This window comes from Streptomyces humi (assembly GCF_001005085.2).
Classification (GTDB): domain Bacteria; phylum Actinomycetota; class Actinomycetes; order Streptomycetales; family Streptomycetaceae; genus Streptomyces; species Streptomyces humi.
This window is the reverse complement of sequence record NZ_LBMU02000053.1, coordinates 58,728-81,906: the sequence shown is the minus strand read 5'-3', so window position 1 is coordinate 81,906 and position 23,179 is coordinate 58,728. Positions and strand designations below refer to the sequence as shown.

Genomic DNA, 23,179 nt, shown 5'->3' with positions numbered 1-23,179 from the left:
CAGTCGGTCAGCAGGCCAGTCGGTCAGCAGGTCAGTCGGTCGGCAGGTCAGTCGGTCACGCGGGCGCGAACCGTACCTTCGCCGTGCCCGGGTCGGCCTGGATCAGGCGTACCGGCAGCCGCTCGCCCAGCGGAAGACGCACGCCGTCCTCGATCCGGCCTATGACGGCGGGCTCCTGGAGCAGCACCCGCCCCACGGTCGGCCGGTGCTCCTCGACCTCGACCACGCAGCCGTCGAAGACCTCGCCGACCCGGTCCTTCAGCAGCGCCGCCTCGACGATGTCGACGCACTCCCGTTCCACCGTGGCCGAGCGCCGCGAGCCCTCCGCCATCTCCTTGGGCAGCGTGTCCAGCCCCATCAGCACCCAGTCGGGCGGGGTCTCGCCGGCCGCCGCCGCGAGGCAGAGCTCGGACGCGTAGCGGTCCGCGAGGCGGCGCAGGGGCGCGGTGCAGTGGGCGTAGGGGGCGGCCACCGCCGCGTGGGTGGTGACCGCGGGCCGGACGCCGTCCCGGAAGACCGTGTACCCGGCGCCGCGCAGCAGGGTGGTGCACTCCTGGAGGAAGGCCGCGTGCCGGGGGCGGCGCGGGTTCAGGGAGCGGATCAGCTCCGCGTACGACACGTGGTGCGGCCACTCGATGCGCAGCGCCCGCGCGGTGGTGCGCAGCCGGGCCACGGCGCCGTCGGGGGCGGTCGGCAGGGTGCGCAGCACACCGGTGCCGTGGGCGAGCATCATCTCGGCGGCGGCCATACCGGTGAGCAGGGAGATCTGCGCGTTCCAGGCGTCGGCGGGCAGCGGGGCGCGGTAGGCGAGCTCGTAGGTGTGGTCGTGTTCGACGATCTCCTGCTCCGGCACGTTCAGCGAGATGCCGCCGCGCTCCACCTCCAGCAGTTCCCGTGCCTCGCCGATCTCCTTGAGCAGCGCGACGGGTTCCTCGGCGGTGCCGTCGTCGATCCGCCGCTGCACACCCGCGTAGTCGAGCTTGGCCCGGCTGCGCACCAGGGCCCGCCGGACGTCGGCGGCCCGGGTCCGCCCCTCCGCGTCCAGGTCGACGGTCCACAGCACGGCCGGGCAGGTCCGGTCCGGGAGCAGGCTCGCGGCGCCCTCGCTGAGCACGGCGGGGTGCAGCGGCACCCTGCCGTCCGGGAAGTAGAGCGTGGTGACGCGGTGGTGCGCCTCGGAGTCCAGCGCTCCGCCGGGCACGACGAAGGCGGCGACGTCGGCGATGGCGTACCGGACGCGGTAGCCGCCGTCGTGCCGGGACAGGTGCATCGCCTGGTCGAGGTCCCTCGACGTGGGCGGGTCGACCGTGAAGAAGGGGATGTCGGTCGCGTCGTGCGCGGGCACGGCCGGGGCCTTCGCGGCGCCTTCGGCCTCCGCGAGGACCTCGACCGGGAAGCTGTCGGGGACGCCGAGGTCGGCCCGGAGCGCGCTGAGCGCGGCCCGGAGCGGGGCCTCGGGGGCACCCTTGACGCGGATGTGACGGCGGGGCATAGGTCGAGCGTAGTCACATCGCCCGGCTCCGGCGTCTTACGCTGGCGCGAAGCGTCGATGACGAACGTCGGTCACGAACGTCGGTCACGAACGTCGGCCGTGCAGGCCGATCACGAAGAGGAGTACGTGTGCTGGTCCTGCTGCCGCCCTCGGAAGGCAAGGCGACCTCGGGTCGTGGCGCCCCGCTGAAGCCCGGGTCGCTGTCGCTGCCGGGGCTCGCGGAGGCCCGCGAGGCCGTGCTGGCCGAACTGGTCGACCTGTGCGCGGGCGACGCGGAGAAGGCCCGCGAGGTCCTCGGACTGAGCGAGGGGCTGCGCGGCGAGGTCGCGAAGAACGCGGAGCTGATGACGGCGGGCACTCGCCCGGCCGGGGAGATCTACACGGGGGTGCTGTACGACGCCCTCGGCCTGGCGTCCCTGGACCCGGCCGCGAAGCGGCGGGCGGCGCGGTCGCTGCTGGTGTTCTCGGGGTTGTGGGGTGCGGTCCGGGTGACGGACCGGATCCCGTCCTACCGCTGCTCGATGGGGGTACGGCTGCCGGGGCTCGGCGCGCTGGGCGCGCACTGGCGCGGGCCGATGGCCGAGGCGCTGCCGGAGGCGGCCGGGTCGGGGCTGGTGCTGGACCTGCGGTCGGCGGCCTACGCGGCGGCCTGGAAGCCGAAGGGCGAGGTGGCCGCGCGGACGGCGACGGTACGGGTGCTGCACGCGCCGACGCGGAAGGTGGTCAGCCACTTCAACAAGGCGACCAAGGGGCGGATCGTGCGGAGCCTGCTGACCGCCGGGGCCGCGCCGGCCGGGCCGGCCGAGCTGGTGGAGGCGCTGCGGGACCTGGGGTACGAGGTGGAGGTGACGGCGCCCGCGCCGGGGCAGGCAGGGAAACCGGAGAAGCCGGGGAAGCCGGGGCAGGGCTGGGCACTGGACGTGTTGGTTACAGAGGTTCACTAGAGTTAGAGGCTGTTGCGAAAGCTGGAGCAGGCGCTCCCGTTTTGGGCACTAATGCCGGCAACACCCTCTAATTGCAACATGCGCAACGACCTTTGCGGAGGCTGCATCGCCTCGGCAGGATGTTCGTCATGCCCCTACCGATCTCCGTGCTGGATCTCGCCCCCGTGGTGCCCGTGGTCGTGATCGAGGATGCCGCCGACGCCGTGCCGCTGGCGCGGGCACTGGTGGCCGGCGGGCTGCCCGCGATCGAGGTGACGCTGCGGACGCCCGCCGCGCTCGACGCCATCCGGGAGATCGCGGGCGGGGTGCCGGACGCGGTGGTCGGCGCGGGGACCGTCCTCACCCCCGGGCAGGTCGCGGGGTGCGTGGCGGCCGGGGCACGGTTCCTGGTCAGCCCGGGGTGGACGGACGGGCTGCTGGCGGCGATGGCCGGGTCCGGCGTGCCGTTCCTGCCGGGGGTGTCGACCGTCTCCGAGGTCGTGGCACTCCTGGAGCGCGGGGTGCGGGAGATGAAGTTCTTCCCGGCGCAGGCGGCCGGCGGCACGGCCTATCTGAAGTCCCTCGCCGGACCGCTGCCCCAGGCCCGGTTCTGCCCGACGGGAGGGATCGGCCCCGGCAACGCGCCGGAGTACCTCGCCCTCCCCAACGTGGGCTGCGTCGGCGGCACCTGGATGATCCCGGCCGATGCCGTCGCCGCCCGGGACTGGGCCCGCGTCGAGTCGCTGGCACGGTCGGCGGCGGGCCTCAGGGACAACGCCCTGGGGGACCACGGCCCCAGGGACGGCAGCCTCGGCATCAGCGGCCCCGACGACGCCGGTCTCGGCGACGGCGGTCTCAGGGACGGCGGTCTCAGGGACGCAGGTGGGACGTGTCGTTGAAGAGCCGTACGCTCGCGTTGCCGTCCGCGTAGTACGCCACCGCCGACAGCGACGCCGCCGACAGTTCCATGCGGAACAGCGACTTCGCCGGCGCGCCCAGGGCGAGCCGCACGAACGTCTTGATCGGCGTGACGTGGGTGACGAGCAGGACGGTGCGGCCCGCGTAGGCCGCGACCAGCCGGTCCCTGGTGGCCGCGATCCGGGTGGCCGTCTCGGCGAAGCTCTCGCCGCCCCCCGTGGGGTGCGCCTCCGGGTCGGCGAGCCACGCGGTCAGGTCGTCCGGGTAACGCTCGCGGACCTCGCCGAAGGTGAGGCCCTCCCAGGCGCCGAAGTCGGTCTCCTTGAGCCCGTCGTCGATCGTGACGTCGAGGCCGAGGCGGTCGGCGACGGCCGCCGCCGTCTGCCGGGTCCGGGTGAGCGGGGAGGCGAGAATCGCCTCGATCGTGCCGCGCCGGGCCAGGGCCTCGCCGACCCGGCGGGCCTGGTCCTGGCCGATGCCGGAGAGGGCGGGGTCGGTGCCGCCGCTGCCGGAGAAGCGCTTCTGGGGGGTGAGGGGGGTCTCGCCATGGCGGAGGAGGACGAAGGTCGCCGGTGCGCCGAGGTCGGGGGCCGAACTCCAGCCGGGGCTCGCCACGGTGCGGGCGGCGCGGGTGTCGGCGGTGGGCTTGTCCGTCGTCGCCACAGTGCCGGAGAGCGGGGGCCGGTCGCGCGTTTCCCCGCGCCCCTCACGGGTCGCCGTTCCCGCGGTCGGCGTTCCTGCGGTCGCCGTTCCCGCGGTCGGCGTTCCTGCGGTCGGCGTTCCTGCGGTCGCCGTTCCCGCGGTCGCCGTTCCCGCGGTCGCCGTTCCCGCGGTCGCCGTTCCCGCGGTCGCCGTTCCCGCGGTCGCCGTTCCCGCGGTCGCCGTTCCCGCGGTCGGCGACGAGTGCGCGGCCCGGCCGCCCGCGTCCAGCTCGGCCGTCGACGCCGAGGCCGACCACTGTTCGCCCCGCTTGCCCGCGTCCATCGCCTCGTTCGCCAGGCGGTCGGCGTGCTTGTTGCGGTCGCGGGGGATCCACTCGTACGTCACCTGGTCCGGCAGGAAGACGCCCCCGGCCGCCAGCGCCAGCGGCTTCATGTCGGGGTGCTTGATCTTCCACCGGCCGGACATCTGCTCGATGACCAGCTTGGAGTCCATGCGGACGTGCACGGTGGCGGTCGGGTCCAGGGCGTGGGCCGCGCGCAGGCCCGCCAGCAGGCCCCGGTACTCGGCGACGTTGTTGGTGACGACGCCGAGGTACTCGGCCGTCTCCGCCAGCGTCTCCCCGGTCGCCGCGTCGATGACCACCGCGCCGTAGCCGGCGGGGCCCGGGTTGCCCCGGGATCCGCCGTCCGCCTCGACGATGAACTCCCTTGCCACGTAAGCCCCTCAGCCCTTCAGCCCCTCAAGCCCCTCTGGGTGTTCCTACAGGCCCGACTCGGACGTGCGTACCAGGATGCGGCGGCAGTTCTCGCAGCGGACCACCGTGTCGGGCGCGGCCGAGCGGATCTCGTTCAGCTCGGTGATGGCGAGCTCCTGGCGGCAGCCCTGGCAGCTGCGGGCGTACAGCTTGGCCGCGCCGATGCCGCCCTGCTGCTCGCGCAGCTTGTCGTACAGCTTCAGCAGGTCGGCGGGGACCGCGGCCGCGATGACCTCGCGCTCCTTGGTGACGGTCGCCGCCTCGGCGTCGAGCTGCTCCGCCGCGGTGTCCCGCCGGGCGGTCGCCTCGTCGATACGGCCCTGGACGGCACCGACCCGCTCGGACAGCTCGGCGACCCGCTCCTGCGCCGACTCACGGCGCTCCATGACCTCCAGGACGACGTCCTCCAGATCGCCCTGACGCTTGGCGAGGGAGACGATCTCCCTCTGGAGGTTCTCCAGGTCCTTGGGGGAGGTGATCGCGCCGGAGTCCAGGCGCTGCTGGTCGCGGGCGGCGCGCTGGCGCACCTGGTCCACGTCCTGCTCGGCCTTGGTCTGCTCGCGGGCGGTGTCGCTCTCCTCGGTCTGCGCGGCGACCGACAGGTCGCGCAGCTGCGTGAGGTCCTTCGTCAGCGACTCGATCTCGGCGTGCTCGGGCAGCGACTTCCGCTTGTGCGCCAGCTGCTGGAGGCGTACGTCCAGGGCCTGGACGTCGAGGAGTCGGATCTGGTCGGCGGGCGCTGCGTTCAGTTGGGGGCTCCAAGGGACGGTGAGTGGCTGGTCCAGGGGTCGGTGACCGTCTTGGAGACGTGCACGCGCAGGTCCCAGCCGTGGCGGTCGGAGATCTCGTCGAGCTGGGCCGCGGCCAGCTCGCACCAGGGCCATTCGGTGGCCCAGTGCGCCGCGTCGAGCAGCGCGAGGGGGCTCGGGGCGACGGCCGCCGTGAATTCCGACGCCGGGTGGTGGCGCAGGTCGGCGGTGAGGAAGGCGTCCACCGCGGCGGCCCGCACGGCGTCGAAGAGGCTGTCGCCGGAGCCGCCGCTGACGGCGACCGTGCGGACCAGGGCCTCGGGGTCGCCGGCGACGCGGATGCCCTGCGCGGTGGCGGGGAGGCGTTCGGCGGCCCGGTCGGCGAGCTCGCGGACGGTCACCGGGTGGTCGAGCTCGCAGACGCGGCCGAGACCCCGGCGGCCCTCCGGGTCGGTGGGGTCCGGGACGAGGGGCCGCACGACCCTGAGGTCCAGGGCGCCCGCGAGCGCGTCGGAGACGCCCGGGTCGGCGGTGTCGGCGTTGGTGTGGGCGACGTGCAGCGCGATGTCGTTCTTGATGAGGGTGTGCACGACCCGGCCCTTGAAGTGGCCGGCCGCGACCGTCGTCGTACCGCGCAGGTAGAGCGGGTGGTGGGTGACCAGCAGGTCGGCGCCCAGCTGCACCGCCTCGTCGACGGTGTCCTGGACCGGGTCGACGGCGAACAGGACCCGGGTGACCTCCTGGTCGGGGTCGCCGACGACCGTGCCGACCGCGTCCCAGGACTCGGCCCGCTCGGCGGGCCACAGGGTCTCCAGCGCGGCGATGACTTCAGACAGACGGGGCACGGGGAAAGGCTACCTGCCTGTTCCGCGGGGCTGTACCCGCTCGCCCGCGGGAGGCGGCCCGCAGCACATCCGCCCCCGTTTCCTCAGGCGAATCGTCCAGCGTGCACCCGTATGTGTGAAGCCGGGGGCTGCCGCTCCCCCGCCTGTGCGTGCGAAAACTAGCTTCGTGGCCGGAGGTGACCGAACGATGACGGCCTGTGCGATCGAACCCTCGGCCGCGGACGAGGGCGACAGCGTGCCGGGGGCGGGCTGCGCCCTCACGTCTGCCACCGCGTCTGCCACCGCGTCCGCCATCACGTGTGCCATCACGGTGGACGGGGCGTACGCGGCCCGGCTGGCCCAGCAGGATGGTTCCTGCTACCCGGAGCGCTGGACGCTGGACGGACCCGAGCCGTACGCCGTGCCGCTGCCCGGCAACCAGCCGGAGGAGCCGGACACCGAGGTGCAGCCGCTGGGTGACGGACGGGTGCTGATCCGCCGGCTGGTGGACGGGCGGCACCACTTCGCCCTGCTGTACCCGACCGGTCCGGGGACCGGCGAGCTGCCGCTGGGCGCGGTGGAGTGCCCGGACCCGGACGCCTCGCTACGGCTGCTGCCGCCGGCGCCGGGCGGCGGTCACGCCTACGCGCTCGCCGTGGGGCCGCGCACCTCCACCGTGTGGCTGGTGGCGGGCGGGGCATTCGGGCCCGAGCCGCTGGCGGTGGTTCCGGGCCGGTGTTCGGGCGGGGTCTGGCTGGACCGGCGCGGGCGGATGCTGGCGCTGGACCGGGAGCTGGGCGGGCGGACCAAGGCGGTCGTGGTCGATCTGGAGCGGGGCGGCGAGGTGTCGCCGCTGTTGCAGATCGCGGCGGACAGCGACGACCGGCTGCTGCTCGCCGACCCGGACAGCGGGCTGATCCTGGTCGGCTCGGACGCGCCGTCCCCCGGGCAGGAACGGTTGGGCTGGGGCGTCCTCGGCAGCACGCTGCCGCTGCGGTTCCCGGAGAGCCTGCGGGTGCCGCAGGTGCCGGACTGCACGGTGACGCCGTTCGCGATCCAGCCGGGGCAGGTGCTGACTCCGGAGAGCTGCGGGGTGGCGCTGTGGATCGCGGGTCCGCTGGGCAGCTGGGTCGGCGCCTGGCGGGCCGGGGACCGGCGGATGTGTCATCTCCCCGCGCCGCAGGGGTGGTTGGCCGGTGCCGGGGTGTGGACGCTGGACGGGGTGCTGCGGCTGCCGTACGCCACGGGGGAGGTCCCGTGCGGGGTGGCGGCGGTCGTGGTGCCCTGGGGGGAGACGGGGGGCGCGGCGGGTCCGCGGGATCCGGTTCCGGACGGCAGGGCTGCCGGGGCGCCGGGCGCGTCCGGGGAGCCGGCGGAACCGGATCACCCGGCGCCTGTCGTGGCACGGCCGGTGCCGTTGCAACAGGCCCCGCTGGGGCGGCCGTCGCGGCCGGTGCCTCCGGTGCGGCCGGCGGAGCCGGTGTCCTGGGAGCGGCCGTTGCGGTGGGTGCGGCTGGAGCGGCGGTTTCAACCGTCGCCGGTGGGGCAGACGTTGGAGCGGAGTCCGGTGGGGCCGCCGTCGCGGCAGGGGCCGCCGGAGCCGCTTGTAACAAAGTAGCTGCGGTCGGCGTGCCCGCCTGGATCCGCCCCGTGCCGGTCCGGATAAACTCGCCGCGCTGTTAGAAAGATCATGTTGACGGGGTGAATTCTTCCGATGAGCGACGCCAGTACGTCCCAGCAGCTGTCCGCCGACCTTGAGGAGGTGGACGGTCACGGGAAGCACCGTGGTCACGTCTCGGCCCAGGACGGTGAGTCGGCCCCCAGCGGCCGGCACCGCAAGCCGGAACCGGCCGAGACCGCGGCCTGACGGCACGTACGTACGACCCGGCGGCCCCGCCCCCTCGTCAGCAGGGGGCGGGGCCGCCGTCGTACGTCGTGCTACCGGCGTCGCAGCGCCAGCACCTCCGCCGCCGCGAAGGTCTCCCCCGGCGGCCGGTCCGCGTAGTGCGGGGTGAGCAGGGCGTCGAGCTCGGCGTGGTCGAAGGTGTCCTGTTTGCTGTCGAACCTGGCCTCGACGCGAGGCCGTTCGACGACCGCGACCATGCCGCCGTGCACGACGAGCAGCTGGCCGTTGACGCGTTGGGCGGCCGGTGCGGCCAAGTAGCCGACCAGCGGGGCGACATGCTCGGGGGCGAGCGGGTCCAGGCCCTCGGCGGGCTGCTCGAACCCGGCGAAGACGTCCTCGGTCATCCGGGTGCGGGCGCGCGGGCAGATCACGTTGGCGGTCACGCCGTACTTGGCGAGGGCGAGGGCGGTGGAGGTGGTCAGGCCGACGATCCCGCCCTTGGCGGCCGCGTAGTTGGGCTGGCCCGCGGAACCGGCGAGGAAGGCCTCGGAGGAGGTGTTGACGATCCGGCCGTACACCCTGCCGTCGGCCGCCGCCTTGGCCCGGTCCCGCCAGTGCGCGGCCGCGAAGCGGGTGGTGTTGAAGTGGCCCTTGAGATGGACCCGGATCACCGAGTCCCACTCGTCCTCGGTCATGGAGAACACCATGCGGTCGCGCAGGATGCCGGCGTTGTTGACGAGGATGTCCAGCTTTCCGTAGGTGGTTGTCGCGAGCGCGAGAAGGTCTCGCGCCTGCGAGAAGTCCGCGACATCGCCGGTGTGGGCGACCGCCTGGCCACCGGCCGCGCGGATCTCCTCCGCGACCTGCTCGGCGGGGCCCGCGGAGGCCGCCCCCGAGCCGTCCCGGCCGGACTGGCCGAAGTCGTTGACGACGACGGCCGCGCCCAGCCGGGCGAGTTCCAGCGCCTCGGCCCGCCCGAGCCCGCGGCCCGCGCCGGTGACGATCGCGCTGAGCCCTTCCAGAGGCCTCTCTTCCGGCATCCGACGGCCCTCAGATCTCTATGCAGGTACGCAGGGCGGTGCCGGTGCGCATCTGGTCCAGCGCCTCGTTGATCTCCGCCAGCGGCACCCGGTGGGTGATCAGGCCCTCCAGGTCGATACGGCCGGCCCGCCACAGGGCGATCGTGCGTTCGTAGGAGCGGACCACGTCACCGCCGCCGTACATGGACGGCAGGATCCGCTTCTCGTCGAAGAACAGCTCGAACATGTTGAGCTGGAGGAAGTCGTCCATGGCTCCCGCGCCGACCACCACGAGGGTGCCACCGCGCCGGGTGTTCTCGTACGCCGTCCGCGCGGTCGCGGACCTGCCGACGACCTCGAAGACGTAGTCGAAGCCCTCGCCCGCGGTGACCTCCTGCTTGGCGCCGGGCAGTTCGTCCGGCGACACGGCCCGGGTCGCCCCGAACCCGAGCGCCGACTCGCGCCGCGACGCCACCGGGTCGACGGCGACGATCTCGGCCGCGCCCTTGAGCCGCGCCCCCTGGATCGCCGAGATGCCGACGCCCCCGCACCCGATCACGGCGACGGACGAACCGGCCTCCACGTCGGCGGTGTTGAGGGCCGCGCCGAGTCCGGTGGTCACCCCGCAGCCGATCAGCGCGGCGATGTCGAAGGGCACGTCGTCCGGAATCGGCACCGCGCACCCGGCGTCGACCACGACCTCCTCGGTGAAGGTGCCGGTGCCCGCGAAGCCGAAGACGTCACCGGTGGGGCGCCGGAAGTTGGGGGTGCCGGCGTTCATGAACCCGGCCAGGCACAGTTCGGTCTGGCCGCGCCCGCAGGCGGGACAGGCGCCGCAGGCAGGGAGCCAGCAGACCACCACCCGGTCGCCGGGCTTCACCCGGGTGACGCCCTCCCCCACCTCCAGGACCTCGCCCGCGCCCTCGTGGCCCGGCACGAACGGCCCCGGCTGCGGCAGCACCCCGCTCATCGCCGACAGGTCCGAGTGGCACAGCCCGGTGGCGCGCACCCGGATCCGTACCCGGCCGGGCCCGAACCCCACCGCCTCGACGTCGTCGAGGACCTCCAGCTTCTCCTGGCCGATCTCGTGCAGTACGGCTGCGCGCATGGTGCGGCTCTCCCCTCGACTGCCTGCTCAACTAGGTGCTCGACTGGCTGCTGGATCAAGAGTGTTGAACGATCGTGTCGGCGAGGACCGGCGCGTCGTCCCGCTCGACGGCGCTCACGGCCACCCGGGTCGACTCCGCGGCGCGCCACATGCGGATCCGCAGCGTCTCCCCCGGGTACAGCACCCCGGCGAACCGCGTCTCGTACGACCGCACCCGCGACACGTCCCCGTCGAGCAGCGTGTCGACGACGGCCTTGAGGGTCATGCCGTAGGTGCACAGTCCGTGCAGGATGGGCCGGTCGAAACCGGCGAGCTTGGCGAACTCGGGGTCGGCGTGCAGCGGGTTGTAGTCGCCGGAGAGGCGGTAGAGCAGCGCCTGGTCCTCGCGGACCGGCCGCTCCACGGTCCGGTCGGGCTCGCCCGCGGGCGGCTCCGGGCGCATCGAGGGGCCGCGGTCGCCGCCCCAGCCGCCCTCCCCCCGTACGAAGATCTGCGCGTCGTTGGTCCACAGCGGGCCGTCGGCGTCCGCGACCTCGGTGCGCATGACGAGGACGGCCGCCTTCCCCTTGTCGTACACGGCGGCGATCCGGCCGGTGGCGGTGGCGGTGCCCGCGACCGGGATGGGGCGGTGGAGCTCCAGCCGCTGGCCGCCGTGCAGCACCTTGGCGAGGTCGACGTCGATGCCCGGCATGGACAGACCGCTGATCACGCCGGGTGAGCCGGCGCCCGCGACGGTGGCGAAGCTGGGCAGGACGTGCAGCCGGGTCTCCAGGGTGTAGCGGAGCTCGTCGGGGTCGGTGGCGGGGCGGCCCGCGCCGATGCCGAGGTGGTAGAGCTGGACGTCCCGGCGGTCCCAGCGGATCTCCCCGGAGCGGGGTCCGGCGGCGAGGGCCTTGGCTGCGTCGATGGGCATACGGCTCCTGGGGTGTCTCAAGACCTCGGCACGGCCGTCCGCACCGTCGGCCGCACCGAGGCCGTCCACGGGGCGTGCGTCTAGGACCTAGAACGCGTTCCAGTCCGGCGCCCCTTGTATAGCCCAGCGTCCGTGACTTGTGAAGACTCCTGACGGCGTGTCAGTTGCGGTGGCACCCGGGACATTTGTCCTGCCGGAGTCCGTACACACGCATCTGCCGGACGGGCGGGCCGGATTCGTAGCGTCGTACCCATGACACAGACACAGAGGGCCGCCGGGTTCGGTTCGTACGCTGTGCTGTCGTGCCGCCGGTCCGGACGGGCCGGCCGACGGGGGGAGCGGGAGATGTACCGGACGCGTGGAGCGCGCACTCGGCTGCGGGAGTGGCGGGCGGCGCGGGAGCGGTGGAAGGCGGACATGCGGGCCTTCCGGGCCTCGGAGAAGGAGGCGCGCCGGACCGGCGCGGCGGTGCCCGAGCAGCCGGGGCCGCCGCCGACCGCGTTCTCCCTGCTGCCCTGGCTGCTGATGGGGCTGGGCGCGTTCTCCAACCTGTTCCAGGGCAGGACCCCGAACCCGTGGGTCGGCGGTCTGGGGCTGCTCGCCTTCAACTCCCTCTACATCTACGTGGCGGTCCGCGCCTTCGTGAAGGAGAAGCGGCAGGCTCCCTCGACGCTGACGGCGCTGGCCGCGATGGCCGTGATCACCTGCGGTCTCGGCGGCGGTTACGGCGGCAACTGGCTGCTGTTCTTCCCGCTGCTCGGCCTGGCGACGGGCGCGGCGCTGCGGGGCGAGCACCTGCGCTGGGCCGGCCTGGCCGTGGCCGTGCTCGCCGGTGCGGTCTCCGCCGCGCGCGACGGCTGGAACGGCCTGAACATCGCGTACGCCACCTGGATCTCCACGATGGTGACGGCGGCGATCCTCGGGCTCTCCGAGGCCGTACGGGAACTGCGGGCCGCCCGCGAGCAGTTGGCGCACCAGGCCGTGGCGGAGGAACGGCTGCGGTTCTCCCGCGACCTGCACGACCTGCTCGGCCACACCATGTCGGTGATCGTGGTGAAGTCGGAGGCGGCCCGGCGGCTCGCGCCCCGGGACATGGACGCGGCGCTCGCCCAGATCACCGACATCGAGTCGGTGGGCCGGCAGGCGCTCACCGAGATCCGGGAGGCCGTCACCGGATACCGCGAGGGCAGCCTCGACACCGAACTGGACCGGGCCCGCTCGGTGCTGGACGCGGCCGGGGTGGAGCCGGTGGTCGGCCGCTCGGGTGCTCCGCTCGCCCCGGGGACCGAGGCGCTGCTGGGCTGGGTGGTGCGGGAGGCGGTCACCAACGTCGTACGGCACTCCGGCGCGAGCCGCTGCGAGATCACCGTCGACGGCACCTCCGAACGGGTCCGCCTCACCGTCGCCGACAACGGCCCCGGTGCCGGGGCCGGTGCCGAGGCCGGGGCCGGTGCCGAGGCCGGGGCCGGTGCCGAGGCCGGGGCCGGTGCCGAGGCCGGGGCCCTCGGCGCGGCCCCCTCGCCGGAGGGTGCCGGCGGCACCGGTCTGAAGGGGCTGACCGAGCGCCTCGCGGCGGCGGGCGGCTCCTTGCGGGCCGGCCCGTCGCCGCGCGGCTTCACGGTCACCGCGGAGCTCCCCACCGAGGCGCTGGAGCCGCCGGCCCCGGCGCCCGCTACGGAGCCCAGGGCGTGCTGACGACCCAGCTCACGTCGTCGCTCCAGGACGTGTCGGTGTCCCAGGCGTTGGAGCCGCCGTCGCTCGCTATGTAGAGGTTGTAGTTGTAGTGACGCAGGTATTTCGTCGGGTAGTTGTACGAGGCGAACGACGTGCCGGTGCCGCTCTTCCCGGTCGTCGGGCAGAACGTGGCGTCCTGTCTGAACGTGGTGGTGCCGTCCATGGGCTGCCGGTAGATCTTGTAGTTGTAGTGACGGAGGTAGTCACCGGGGTAGTTGCGGGACTCGAAGGACACGCACGAGCTGTCGGCGAGTCCCGGGCGGACGATCCAGGTGGCGTCGTTCTTGTCGAGGACGGAGCTGCTGGAGGTGATGGCGGACAGCACCCCGGCGTTGTTCTGGTGGCGGACGTAGTCGGCGGTGCAGCAGGACGTGGTCGCCTTCAGGGAGATCTCCGAGGCGGCGCCCAGGGTGCCGGTGGAGCCGGTCGCGCCGCCGTAGCCGACGGAGACGATGTTCGACTGGACGGTGTCGTCGGCGGCGTCGGTCGGGATGCCGGAGGTCATCACGCCCTCGAAGAACGAGCCGATGGAGCCGTTGCTGTTGTCGCCGCCGGTGCCGAGGACGATCGCGCCCTCCTGGTGCATCGGCGAGTAACCGCTGCTGGTGCTGGGCTCACTGCCGGAATACGTGGTGGTGAGGCCGCCCGACTGGGCGTTTCCCCATTTCAGTGCGAAATGGTCCTGCCCGTTGTTCTTCAGCAACGCGGTGACGAACGGTATCGCGCCGGTGCCGGTGTTCGACGAGTTGGTGCTGTAGCCGAGATTGGACTGGAACAGCCCGTTCTCCAGGTCCGCCTGCACCCAGGGGCCGGAGCCGTAGCAGGGTGAGAACCAGCACTCGGTGCCGAAGTTGATGGCGTCCATGTGGCCGTTGCCGGTGTCCTTGTTGTTGGTCTCGGCGTTGCCGTAGTCGAAGCAGCAGCTGCCGTTCACATGGGTGCCGGAGGTGACCATGTACATCCCCTCGGCGCCGCCGTTGGTGGCGACTCCCGAGGTGGCGTTGTCCCGGTAGCCCATGCCGGCCGAGATCTCCAGGCCGTAGACCTGGTGGCCGCCCACGGTCACCGGCAGGGCGTCGGCCGGGGCGCCGACGTCGGCCGCGCCGGCCCCGCCCGCGCCCTCGACGGTGAGGTCGTTGTGCTTGCTCGACTGGTCGTAGATCCTGGTGATGATGCAGGTGGTACCGGCGCAGAAGGAGTCCTGCGCGGCCGCGTTGGCGTACCCGCCGGTGGACAGCAGGCCGATGTTGGCCGTGGCGCTGTCCGAGGCGCGCTGCACCTGGTAGAGCGAGCCGCTGTACGACGAGTACAGCGCCCGGACCATGCTGTGCGCGGCCACGCACGGCGTGCCGGCGGCGGCGTAGACGTCACAGGGCAGCGAACTCGCGGCGGCGGCCTCGGGGGCGCCGGCCCCGACGACGAGCGCGGCGACGGTCGCGAAGGCCGCCAGCACGGACAGGACGGCTCTCTTCAGTCGCCGCGGACCGGAGCGCGCGGCTCGTTGGGACACTGAGAACACGATGCACCTCTTCTTCGGTTCCTCGTAGGGCGGTGCGGGTGCCTGGTCGGTATACCGAACGCTGTTCGATCGAAATACCGAACCTATTCAGCTGTCGAAATGCCGACCGTTCGCCGACCATTCAGGGAATTGCAGAGGCGATTGTTTGAGCACGGTCAAGCGCCGTCAAGACCTGCGGTACGGAACAATGACTACTCTTTAATTGCCGGTTCCGAGGCTAGGCTTGGGCTGTGTACGAGCCTGCGAACGAGACGCCCCGGGACCACCGGCCCGCCAAGTCCGTCAGGGTGCTCCTCGCGGAGGACCAGGGGATGATGCGCGGGGCGCTGGCCTTACTGCTCGGCATGGAACCGGACATCGAGGTCGTCGCCCAGGTCGCCACGGGTGACGCGATCGTGGACGCGGCGCTGGTGCACCGGCCCGACGTGGCCCTCCTCGACATCGAACTGCCGGTCCGCAGCGGTCTGGACGCGGCGGCGGAGCTGCGCGAGCAGGCGCCGGACTGCCGGGTGCTGATCCTGACCACCTTCGGGCGGCCCGGTTACCTGCGCCGGGCGATGGAGGCCGGGGCCGCCGGGTTCCTCGTCAAGGACGGACCGGTGGAGGACCTGGCGCGGGCGATCCGGCGGGTGCTCACCGGGGAGACCGTGGTCGACCCGGCGCTCGCCGCGGCCGCGCTGAGCGCCGGGCCGAACCCGCTCACGGCCCGCGAGTGCGATGTGCTCAAGGCGTCGGTGGACGGCGCGACCGTCGCCGACATCGCCGCGAAGCTGCACCTGTCGGAGTCGACGGTGCGCAACTACCTCTCCGCCGCGATCGGCAAGACCGGCACCCGCAACCGCGCGGAGGCGGTACGGGAGGCGCGGCAGCAGGGGTGGCTGTGACCGGACGGCCCCCGGCCGACGCCCCCTAGCCCGCCGTGGTCTTCCGGTGGGGCAGCCACAGCAGCATCAGGACCGCTCCGGCCAGCAGCAGCCCGGTGCTGGTGCGGAAGGCCGCCGCGTAGCCCTCCGTCAGGGCGGCCGGCCCGCCGGTGGTGCCGGTCCGGGCCGCCGCGATCGTCGACATCACCGCGAGCCCCAGCGAACCGCCCATCGTGCGCGAGGTGTTGATCAGCCCTGACAGCAGCCCGGCCTCGGCGGGCGCCGCCCCGGACGTGGCCAGCGCGGCCAGCGGGGTCGCGGCCAGGCCCGCGCCGAGCATCATCAGGACGCCGGGGCACATGATGGCCGTCGCGTAGGCGCCGTGCGGGCCCATCGTCGACTGCCAGGCGAACCCGGTCGCGGCGACCAGCGTGCCCGACACCGCCACCGGCCGCGTCCCGAACCGCCGCATCAGCCGGGGCGCCGACTTGGAACCGACGAGCACCGCGACCGAGCTGGGCACGAGCGCGAGCCCCGCCTCCAGCGGGGTGTAGCCGAGGACGTTCTGGGCGTAGAGCGTCATGAAGTACCACATGCAGAACATCGCCGAACCGGAGACCAGCATGGCCCCGTTGGCCGACGCGACCGACCGCCTGCCGAGCAGTCCGAGCGGCATCAACGGGGCCGCCGTACGCGCCTCCACGGCGAGGAACAGCCCGATCAGCGCGAGCCCGGCGGCCAGCGGGACCAGGGTGCCCGCCGCCGCCCACCCCTCGGCCTCGGTCTGCGAGATGCCGTACGCCAGGGTCCCGAGGCCCGCTGTGACCAGCAGCGCGCCGGGCAGGTCGAGCCGCCGGCCGTCCCCGGCCCGGCTCTCCGTCAGCCACCGCACGGAACCGGCGAGGACCAGCGCGCCCACCGGCACGTTGATCAGCAGGACCCAGCGCCAGGAGAGCACCTCCACGAGCACCCCGCCGACCAGTCCGCCGGCCGCGCCGCCGCCGGCCCCGACCGCCGTCCAGGTGGCGATCGCCCGCGCCCGGGCCGGGCCTTCCGGCACGGCCGCCGTCAGCAGGGTCAGGGTCGAGGGCGCCAGGACGGCCGCGCCCAGCCCCTGCACGGCCCGGGCCAGCAGCAGCTGCCAGCCGTCCTGGGCGAGCCCGCCGCCGAGCGAGGCCAGCGTGAACAGGCCGAGCCCGACCAGGAACATCCGCTTGCGGCCGTAGAGGTCACCGGCCCGTCCGCCGAGCAGCATGAACCCGGCGAAGGCGATGGCGTACGCGTTGACCACCCACTGAAGGCCCGTGGCGCCCAGCCCCAGGCCGTCCCTCATCGACGGGAGCGCCACGTTCACCACGGACACGTCGAGCACGACCAGGAACTGCCCGGCGCACGCCAGCGCCACCACCAGCCAGGTGGGGGCCGCCGTGCGGCGGGATATGTGCGAGGTGCCCGCGGTCTCCAGCATGGCTGTCATGCTCTCAAGCCGGTTACGGTCCTTGCATCGGCTTTTCGGCCCACCCGTCCTAGGCCCTGGGCCCTAAGGCCGGGGTCGTCGCCCGAAGCAGGGTGACGACCGCCGCGCCGCCCAGTCCGATGTTGTGGGCGAGCCCCACCCTGGCCCCCTCGACCTGCCGGTCCCCCGCCGTGCCGCGCAGCTGCCAGACCAGTTCGGCGGTCTGCGCGAGCCCGGTCGCGCCGAGCGGATGCCCCTTGGAGATGAGCCCTCCGGAGGGGTTCACCACCCAGCGCCCGCCGTACGTGGTGGCGCCGGACTCGACCAGCTTGCCCGACTCGCCGGCCGCGCACATGCCCAGCGCCTCGTAGGTGAGCAGCTCGTTGACCGAGAAGCAGTCGTGCAGTTCGACGACGTCCACGTCCTCGATGCCGAGGCCGGAGCGGTCGTACACCCGGCGGGCCGCCGCCCGGGACATCGGCTGCCCGACGACGTCGATGCACGAGCCCGACGCGAAGGACTCACCGGTGTCCGTGGTCATGGCCTGCGCGACGATCTCGACCGCGCCGGTGAGCCCGCGGCGCTCGGCGAACCGCTCGGAGACGACGACCGCCGCCGCCGCGCCGTCGGAGGTGGGCGAGCACTGGAGTCTGGTGAGCGGGCGGTGGACGGTGGGGGCGGCAAGGACGCCGGCGACGTCGTGGACGTCCTGGAACTGGGCGTAGGGGTTGTCCGCCGAGTGCCGGTGGTTCTTGGCGGCCACCGCGGCGAGCTGCGCCTCGGTGGTGCCGTAGCGCTCCATGTGCTCGCGGGCCGCGTCGCCGAAGATCTGCGCGGTGGGCGGGGTCATCTCGAAGCCGTGCCGGGCGGCCATGATCCCGTAGTGCCGGGCGACGGGTGAGGCCGAGAAGTCGCCCCCGTCGGCGCCGCCGCCGAGCGAGCCCTTCTTCATCTTCTCGAAGCCGACGGCGAGGACGCAGTCGGCGGCACCACCCTCGACCAGCTGCCGGGCCAGCATCAGGGCGGTGGCGCCGGTGGCGCAGTTGTTGTTGACGTTGTAGACGGGGATCCCGGTGAGACCCAGCTCGTAGACGGCGCGCTGGCCGGCCGTGGAGGGCTGGAAGCAGTAGCCGATCGGAACCTGTTCCACATCGTCGTACGAGATCCCCGCGTCGGCGAGGGCGGAGCCCGCCGCCTCCCGGACCATGTCCCAGTACTGCCAGTCCCGGGTCTCGGGCTTCTCGAACTTGGTCATCCCGACCCCGGCGACATACGCCTTCATGGCGCTCACGGCACTCATGACGCGGGAGATTAGAACACGTTCCACCAACAGACCAGACCCTGACGCCAGGTCAGAAACCCATGGGAGGGTCAAGGATTCGTTAGCAGCTCGAAGCAACGGAATAGTTGCCTGTGCATACGAGGTTTAGCCGGTACTTACCAATCGGGAGGCCTCACTCAATGACGCACACGACGACCGACCAGCCCGCCCGGGGCGCGAGCGGGGCCGTGGTCCCGGTCCTCGCCTTCGCGGGCATCGTGGTCGCGGTGATGCAGACCCTGCTCGTCCCGGTCATCAAGGATCTGCCACAGCTGCTGGGCACCGAGCCCAGCAACGCCACCTGGGTCCTCACCTCGACGCTGCTGTCGGGCGCCGTGGCCACTCCGATCATGGGCCGCCTCGGCGACCTCTACGGCAAGCGCCGGATGCTGATCCTCAGCCTCGCCGTGATGGTGGTGGGCGCGCTGGTCAGCGCCCTCACCAGCGACCTGCTCACGATGATCGCCGGCCGTACCCTCCAGGGCTTCGCCATGGGCGCGATCCCGCTGGGCATCGGCCTGATGCGCGACATGCTGCCCCGCGAGAAGCTCGGCTCGGCGATGGCCCTGATGAGCTCCTCGATCGGCGTCGGCGGCGGCCTCGCGCTGCCCGCCGCGGCGCTGGTCGCGCAGCACATGGACTGGCACGCCCTGTTCTACGGCGCCGCCGCCCTCGGTGTGCTCTCCATAGCCCTGACGCTGCTGGTCGTACCGGAGTCCCCGATGCGCGCGCGGGGCTCGTTCGACGTGCTGGGCGCGCTGGGCCTGTCCGCCGGTCTGGTGCTGCTCCTGCTGCCCATCACCAAGGGCAGCGACTGGGGCTGGTCCTCGGGCACCACGCTCGGCCTGTTCGGCGCGTCGGTCGCGGTACTGCTCCTGTGGGGCGTCTTCGAGCTGCGCCACAAGGCCCCGCTGGTCGACCTGCGCACCACGGCCCGCCCGGCGGTGCTCTTCACCAACCTCGCCTCGATCATGGTCGGCGTCAGCTTCTACGTCGTCTCGCTGGTCCTTCCGCAGCTGCTCCAGCTCCCGAAGGCCACCGGGTACGGCCTGGGCCAGTCGATGGTCGTCGCGGGCCTGCTGGTCGCCCCGCTCGGCCTGACGATGATGTTCACGGCCCCGGTCTACGCCCGGCTGTCCGCCAGGTACGGCCCCAAGCTCACCCTCATCCTCGGCATGCTGATCATCGGCATCGGCTACGGCGCGGGCCTCGGCCTGATGAGCGCGCCCTGGCAGAGCGCGGTCATCGCGGTCGTCCTCGGCGCCGGCATCGGCCTCGCCTACTCCTCCCTGCCGGCGCTCATCGTCGGCGCGGTCCCGGCGTCCGAGACCGGTGCGGCGAACGGCCTGAACACGCTGATGCGGTCCATCGGCACGTCCGTCTCCAGCGCCGTCATCGGCATGGTGCTGGCCAACACGGCGAACCACGTCGGCGGGGTCGCCGTCCCGACCATGCACGGCTTCCGGGTCTCCTTCCTGATCGCGACGGCCGCGGTGGCGGTGGGCCTGCTGCTCGCGCTGTTCCTGCCCAGGCAGAACCGGCCGGCCCTGGGCGCGCGGCCGCAGGCCAGCAGCGAGCAGGACGCCGCCGTGCTCGCCGACGCCGAGGAGATCCTGCGGGGCTTCCGCGGCCGGGTCCTCGACGCCGAGGGGGTGCCGGTGGCCCGTGCGAAGGTGACGCTGATCGACCGGCGCGGCCGGCAGGCGGGCGCGACGCTGTCCGCCGCGGACGGGACGTACGCGCTCGCGGTACCGGCCGAGGGGGCGTACGTGCTGGCCGCGAAGGCCGCCGGACACGGCCCGCACGCGTCGTCGGCGACGCACGCGGGCGACGAGCGGGCGGTCGACCTGGACCTGTCACTGCCCGGCGAGACGGTCCCGGCGTAACGACACGGGACCGACGGCCCCGGTTCTTCCGCACCCAGGGCGGGCGGTACCCCACTCGGTGGGGTACCGCCCGCCGCCGTTCTCCGGGACGGGCCGCCCAGGGGCCGGAGGAGACCGGCGGCAGAGCGGTGCCGCATGCGCCCCGGGCCGGCGGTTCAGTCCGCGGCCGATCGGTCTCCGGCCGGGCGCCTGCGCCGGGCGGGTTCGGTGAGGGACGGCGGCTGCCAGACGCCGTCGGCCCGGTACAGGTCGGTCCCGGGCGGCACGATCTCGTCGATGCGGTCCAGCACCGCGTCGTCCAGTTCCAGGTCCGCCCCCTTGAGCAGCGCGGTGAGCTGGTCCATGGTGCGCGGCCCGATGATCACCGAGGTGACGGCCGGGTGCACCAGCGGAAAGGCGACGGCCAGCTCCGGGAGGGTGCGGCCGGTCTCCGCGGCGAGCGCGACGAGTCGCTCCACGGCCGCGTACTTGGCCGCGTTGCCCGGCAGTTCGGGGTCGAAGCGGTGCGGGGTGAGCTTGGCGCGGCCGGTGCCGAAGTCCACGGGCCGGCCCTCGCGATGGGTACCGGAGAGGAATCCCGAGGCCAGCGGCGACCAGGTCAGCACACCCATGCCCAGGCGCCGCGCGGTGGGCAGCACGGCCCGCTCTACGCCACGCGCCAGGATCGAGTACGGCGGCTGCTCCGTGCGCAGCCGCATCAGCGCCCGCCGCTCCGCGACATGGTGCGCCTCCACGAGGTCCTCGGCCGGGAACGTGGAACTGCCGAACGCCCGGATCTTGCCCGCCCGCACCAGGTCGCTGAGGACGGACAGCGTCTCCTCGACGTCGGTGGTGTGGTCGGGGCGGTGCACCTGGTAGAGGTCGATCCAGTCCGTGTCGAGGCGCCGCAGACTGTCCTCGACGGCCCTGACGATCCAGCGGCGCGAGTTGCCACTGCGGTTGCGGCCCTCCCCCAGCGGAAAGTGCACCTTGGTGGCGAGCACCACGTCGTCACGCCGGCCCTTGAGCGCCTTGCCGACGATCTCCTCGCACTCGCCTGCCGAGTACATGTCGGCGGTGTCCACGAAGTTGACGCCGGCGTCGAGGGCGGCGTGGACGATCCGGGCGCCGTCCTCGTGGTCGGGGTTGCCGATGGCCCCGAACATCATCGTGCCGAGGCAGTGGGTGCTGACCTCGATGCCGGTCCTGCCGAGGACTCGATAGCGCATACCGGTGCTCCGTCACGGGAGGGGGCGGGGATTGGCGGCGTCAGTGTAGGACTTGGAGTGCGCTTGAGAGCCAGTTCCCGGCCGGTGCGCGGGCCCGGCGGGCACCTGCGCGCCACCCCCTGTCGGGCACCGGGCGGAGCGTGCGGCAGCATGGGTGCCCGGACCGCACGGTACGTGCGCCGAGTGACCTTGCGACGAGTGACCCGAGGAAAGGGAGCCATGACCGCGGCAGCACCCAAGCCCGAGATCCAGGCCGCGTTCGAGGCGGCGAAGGGGTTCATGCCCGTCGGCGAGGGCCTCGCGCTGTACGCGGCGGCGGTCGAGGCGGGCGCGCTCGGTCTGCCGCTGCTGGAGGTCGGGACGTACTGCGGGCGCTCGACGATCCTGCTCGCCGACGCGGCCCGCGCGGCCGGCGTCACCGCGGTCACCGTCGACCACCACCGGGGCAGCGAGGAGCAGCAGCCCGGCTGGGACTACCACGACCCGGACACGGTCGACCCGCAGCTCGGGCTGATGGACACGCTGCCCGCCTTCCGGCGGACCCTGCACGGGGCCGGCCTGGAGGACCACGTGGTCGCGGTCGTCGGCCGTTCCCCGCAGATCGCCGCGTTCTGGAACTCCCCCCTCGGCCTGGTCTTCATCGACGGCGGCCACACCGACGAGCACGCCACCGCCGACTACGAGGGCTGGGCCCCCCATGTGGCCCAAGGCGGCCTCCTGCTCATCCACGACGTCTTCCCGGACCCGGCGGACGAGTTCACCGGCCAGGCCCCGTACCGCGTCTACCTCCGCGCCCTGGAATCGGGAGCGTTCACCGAGATCGCCGCCCACGACTCGCTGCGTGTCCTGCGGCGAACGGGGGCGGGGATCTGAGGGCGCGGTTAGAGTCGCAGACGTGTCGTACTCAGGCCCGGAATTCGATCCTCCCCAGCAGCGCCGGCCCCGGCGGGCGCCGGTCGCCGTCGGTCTTGCCGCGCTGGTGCCCGGCGCACTGCTCGGGTGGGTGGTGTACGAGGGGGTGGGCAAGCCCGGCGGGAGCGACGCCGGGCGGACCGGCGGGTCGACGACCCGGTCGGCGCCCGCCTCGGCGAGCGACGACGCCAAGGTGCCGAGTCCCACCGCGCCGGCCCTGCCGCTGAAGGGCAAGGTCGTGGTCGTCGACCCGGGGCACAACCCGGGGAACTTCCAGCACACGTCCGAGATCAACCAGAAGGTGGACATCGGCACGAACTGGAAGGAGTGCGACACCACGGGCACCTCCACCAACGCCGGTTACAGCGAGGCCCGGTTCACCCTGGACGTCGCGCACCGGCTGCGGACCCTGCTGGAGCGGCAGGGCGCCACCGTGAAGCTCACCCACGACGGGGACCGTCCCGCCTGGGGGCCGTGCGTGACCCGGCGGGCGCAGATCGGCAACGACGCGCACGCCGACGCGGCCATCTCCATCCACGCCGACGGCGCTCCCGAGGGCGACCGCGGCTTCCACGTCATCCTGCCCGCGTCCGTGCACGCCGGCGGCGCCGACACCCGCCCGATCGTCGCCTCCTCACGCACCCTCGGCGAGCGCGTCGAGAAGGACTTCGCGGCGGTCACCGGCAGCGCTCCGTCCAACTACGTGGGCGGCGGCACCGGGCTCGACGTGCGCAAGGACCTCGGCGGCCTCAACCTGTCGACGGTTCCCAAGGTGTTCATCGAGTGCGGCAACATGCGCGACAGCACGGACGCGGCCCGACTGACCAGCGGCGCCTGGCGCCAGAAGGCGGCGCAGGGCATCTCGGACGGAATCACGGGCTTCCTGCGCGGCGCGTGACGGACCCGCGGCCGGCCCCACCGTCCGGCCGCCGGGCGGTCTCGATCTGTCAACGGTTCCGGCGGTGTTCGCCGTGGGCGGCGCCGCGCGGGGTAGCAAGTACGCGGCACCGTCGACCAGCGGTGCCGGGCGGCAGCAGGCAGCGCAGGGGATCTCTGAGGAAATCGTGAGTT

Annotated in this window: 19 protein-coding genes and 1 pseudogene; 9 read left to right on the top strand and 11 right to left on the bottom strand. The window is 73.2% G+C overall.

The annotated features are described in order from the left end of the window. Nucleotides 1-55 precede the first annotated feature (55 nt). Nucleotides 56-1,492, bottom strand: coding sequence for an RNB domain-containing ribonuclease (locus AAW13_RS24305; protein ID WP_046728313.1), 1,437 nt, complete (start codon nt 1,490-1,492; stop codon nt 56-58). A 128-nt stretch (nt 1,493-1,620) separates the two neighbouring features. On the opposite strand from AAW13_RS24305, the gene yaaA reads away from it, so the two are divergent. Next, entirely contained in the window at nt 1,621-2,436 is an 816-nt protein-coding gene (gene yaaA / locus AAW13_RS24300; RefSeq protein WP_046728314.1) for a peroxide stress protein YaaA, read from the top strand. A 119-nt stretch (nt 2,437-2,555) separates the two neighbouring features. Then, a pseudogene (locus tag AAW13_RS24295) lies at nt 2,556-3,185 on the top strand (bifunctional 4-hydroxy-2-oxoglutarate aldolase/2-dehydro-3-deoxy-phosphogluconate aldolase); the annotation flags it as partial. 100 nt (nt 3,186-3,285) lie between these two features. Here the strand turns inward: AAW13_RS24295 and AAW13_RS24290 are convergent. The 3 genes from AAW13_RS24290 to AAW13_RS24280 are packed head-to-tail and all read right to left on the bottom strand — an operon-like array spanning nt 3,286 to nt 6,344. After that, nucleotides 3,286-4,710, bottom strand: a complete 1,425-nt coding sequence (locus AAW13_RS24290; protein WP_046728315.1) for a bifunctional RNase H/acid phosphatase — start codon at nt 4,708-4,710, stop codon at nt 3,286-3,288. A 45-nt stretch (nt 4,711-4,755) separates the two neighbouring features. Further along, nucleotides 4,756-5,499, bottom strand: coding sequence for a zinc ribbon domain-containing protein (locus tag AAW13_RS24285; protein ID WP_063777049.1), 744 nt, complete (start codon nt 5,497-5,499; stop codon nt 4,756-4,758). Then, complete coding sequence (locus AAW13_RS24280; RefSeq protein ID WP_046728316.1) at nt 5,496-6,344, bottom strand: Nif3-like dinuclear metal center hexameric protein; 849 nt, start codon at nt 6,342-6,344, stop codon at nt 5,496-5,498. The genes AAW13_RS24285 and AAW13_RS24280 overlap by 4 nt, the downstream gene beginning before the upstream one ends. Nucleotides 6,345-6,531: 187 nt before the next feature. Between AAW13_RS24280 and AAW13_RS24275 the strand changes: the two genes are divergently transcribed. Then, complete coding sequence (locus tag AAW13_RS24275) at nt 6,532-7,941, top strand: hypothetical protein (protein ID WP_240528715.1); 1,410 nt, start codon at nt 6,532-6,534, stop codon at nt 7,939-7,941. Between the two features lie 96 nt (nt 7,942-8,037). After that, nucleotides 8,038-8,190: a hypothetical protein gene (locus tag AAW13_RS46015; RefSeq protein WP_167391732.1), complete on the top strand. Its 153-nt coding sequence runs from the start codon at nt 8,038-8,040 to the stop codon at nt 8,188-8,190. Between the two features lie 71 nt (nt 8,191-8,261). Here AAW13_RS46015 and AAW13_RS24270 read toward each other — a convergent pair whose 3' ends face one another. The 3 genes from AAW13_RS24270 to AAW13_RS24260 are packed head-to-tail and all read right to left on the bottom strand — an operon-like array spanning nt 8,262 to nt 11,209. Then, a complete protein-coding gene (locus tag AAW13_RS24270) occupies nt 8,262-9,209 on the bottom strand; it encodes a 3-oxoacyl-ACP reductase (protein ID WP_046728317.1) in 948 nt (315 codons plus the stop codon). A gap of 10 nt (nt 9,210-9,219) precedes the next feature. Beyond that, on the bottom strand, nt 9,220-10,296 hold the full coding sequence (locus AAW13_RS24265; protein ID WP_046728318.1) for a Zn-dependent alcohol dehydrogenase: 1,077 nt from the start codon (nt 10,294-10,296) through the stop codon (nt 9,220-9,222). A 55-nt stretch (nt 10,297-10,351) separates the two neighbouring features. Beyond that, a complete protein-coding gene (locus AAW13_RS24260) occupies nt 10,352-11,209 on the bottom strand; it encodes a MaoC/PaaZ C-terminal domain-containing protein (RefSeq protein WP_046728319.1) in 858 nt (285 codons plus the stop codon). Between the two features lie 345 nt (nt 11,210-11,554). Between AAW13_RS24260 and AAW13_RS24255 the strand changes: the two genes are divergently transcribed. Next, nucleotides 11,555-12,904, top strand: coding sequence for a sensor histidine kinase (locus AAW13_RS24255; protein ID WP_046728320.1), 1,350 nt, complete (start codon nt 11,555-11,557; stop codon nt 12,902-12,904). Here the strand turns inward: AAW13_RS24255 and AAW13_RS24250 are convergent. Continuing rightward, entirely contained in the window at nt 12,882-14,453 is a 1,572-nt protein-coding gene (locus AAW13_RS24250) for an alpha-L-arabinofuranosidase B (protein WP_107483395.1), read from the bottom strand. The genes AAW13_RS24255 and AAW13_RS24250 overlap by 23 nt on opposite strands. A 239-nt stretch (nt 14,454-14,692) precedes the next feature. Between AAW13_RS24250 and AAW13_RS24245 the strand changes: the two genes are divergently transcribed. Beyond that, nucleotides 14,693-15,346, top strand: a complete 654-nt coding sequence (locus tag AAW13_RS24245; RefSeq protein WP_071659672.1) for a response regulator transcription factor — start codon at nt 14,693-14,695, stop codon at nt 15,344-15,346. 25 nt (nt 15,347-15,371) lie between these two features. On the opposite strand, the gene AAW13_RS24240 is transcribed toward AAW13_RS24245, so the two are convergent. Both AAW13_RS24240 and AAW13_RS24235 read right to left on the bottom strand, forming a co-directional pair. Beyond that, entirely contained in the window at nt 15,372-16,802 is a 1,431-nt protein-coding gene (locus AAW13_RS24240) for an MFS transporter (RefSeq protein ID WP_046728322.1), read from the bottom strand. A 49-nt stretch (nt 16,803-16,851) separates the two neighbouring features. Continuing rightward, nucleotides 16,852-18,063: a lipid-transfer protein gene (locus AAW13_RS24235; protein ID WP_046728323.1), complete on the bottom strand. Its 1,212-nt coding sequence runs from the start codon at nt 18,061-18,063 to the stop codon at nt 16,852-16,854. Between the two features lie 179 nt (nt 18,064-18,242). Between AAW13_RS24235 and AAW13_RS24230 the strand changes: the two genes are divergently transcribed. Continuing rightward, nucleotides 18,243-19,988 (top strand): MFS transporter, encoded by a 1,746-nt coding sequence (locus AAW13_RS24230; RefSeq protein ID WP_046728324.1) that lies wholly within the window; start codon nt 18,243-18,245, stop codon nt 19,986-19,988. A 155-nt stretch (nt 19,989-20,143) separates the two neighbouring features. Here the strand turns inward: AAW13_RS24230 and AAW13_RS24225 are convergent, their stop codons facing one another. Continuing rightward, nucleotides 20,144-21,196: an aldo/keto reductase gene (locus tag AAW13_RS24225; protein WP_046728325.1), complete on the bottom strand. Its 1,053-nt coding sequence runs from the start codon at nt 21,194-21,196 to the stop codon at nt 20,144-20,146. A gap of 219 nt (nt 21,197-21,415) precedes the next feature. Here AAW13_RS24225 and AAW13_RS24220 point away from each other — a divergent pair, with 219 nt between their 5' ends. Then, nucleotides 21,416-22,069 (top strand): class I SAM-dependent methyltransferase, encoded by a 654-nt coding sequence (locus tag AAW13_RS24220; protein WP_046728326.1) that lies wholly within the window; start codon nt 21,416-21,418, stop codon nt 22,067-22,069. 22 nt (nt 22,070-22,091) lie between these two features. After that, entirely contained in the window at nt 22,092-23,006 is a 915-nt protein-coding gene (locus AAW13_RS24215) for an N-acetylmuramoyl-L-alanine amidase (protein WP_046728327.1), read from the top strand. Nucleotides 23,007-23,179: the final 173 nt, after the last annotated feature.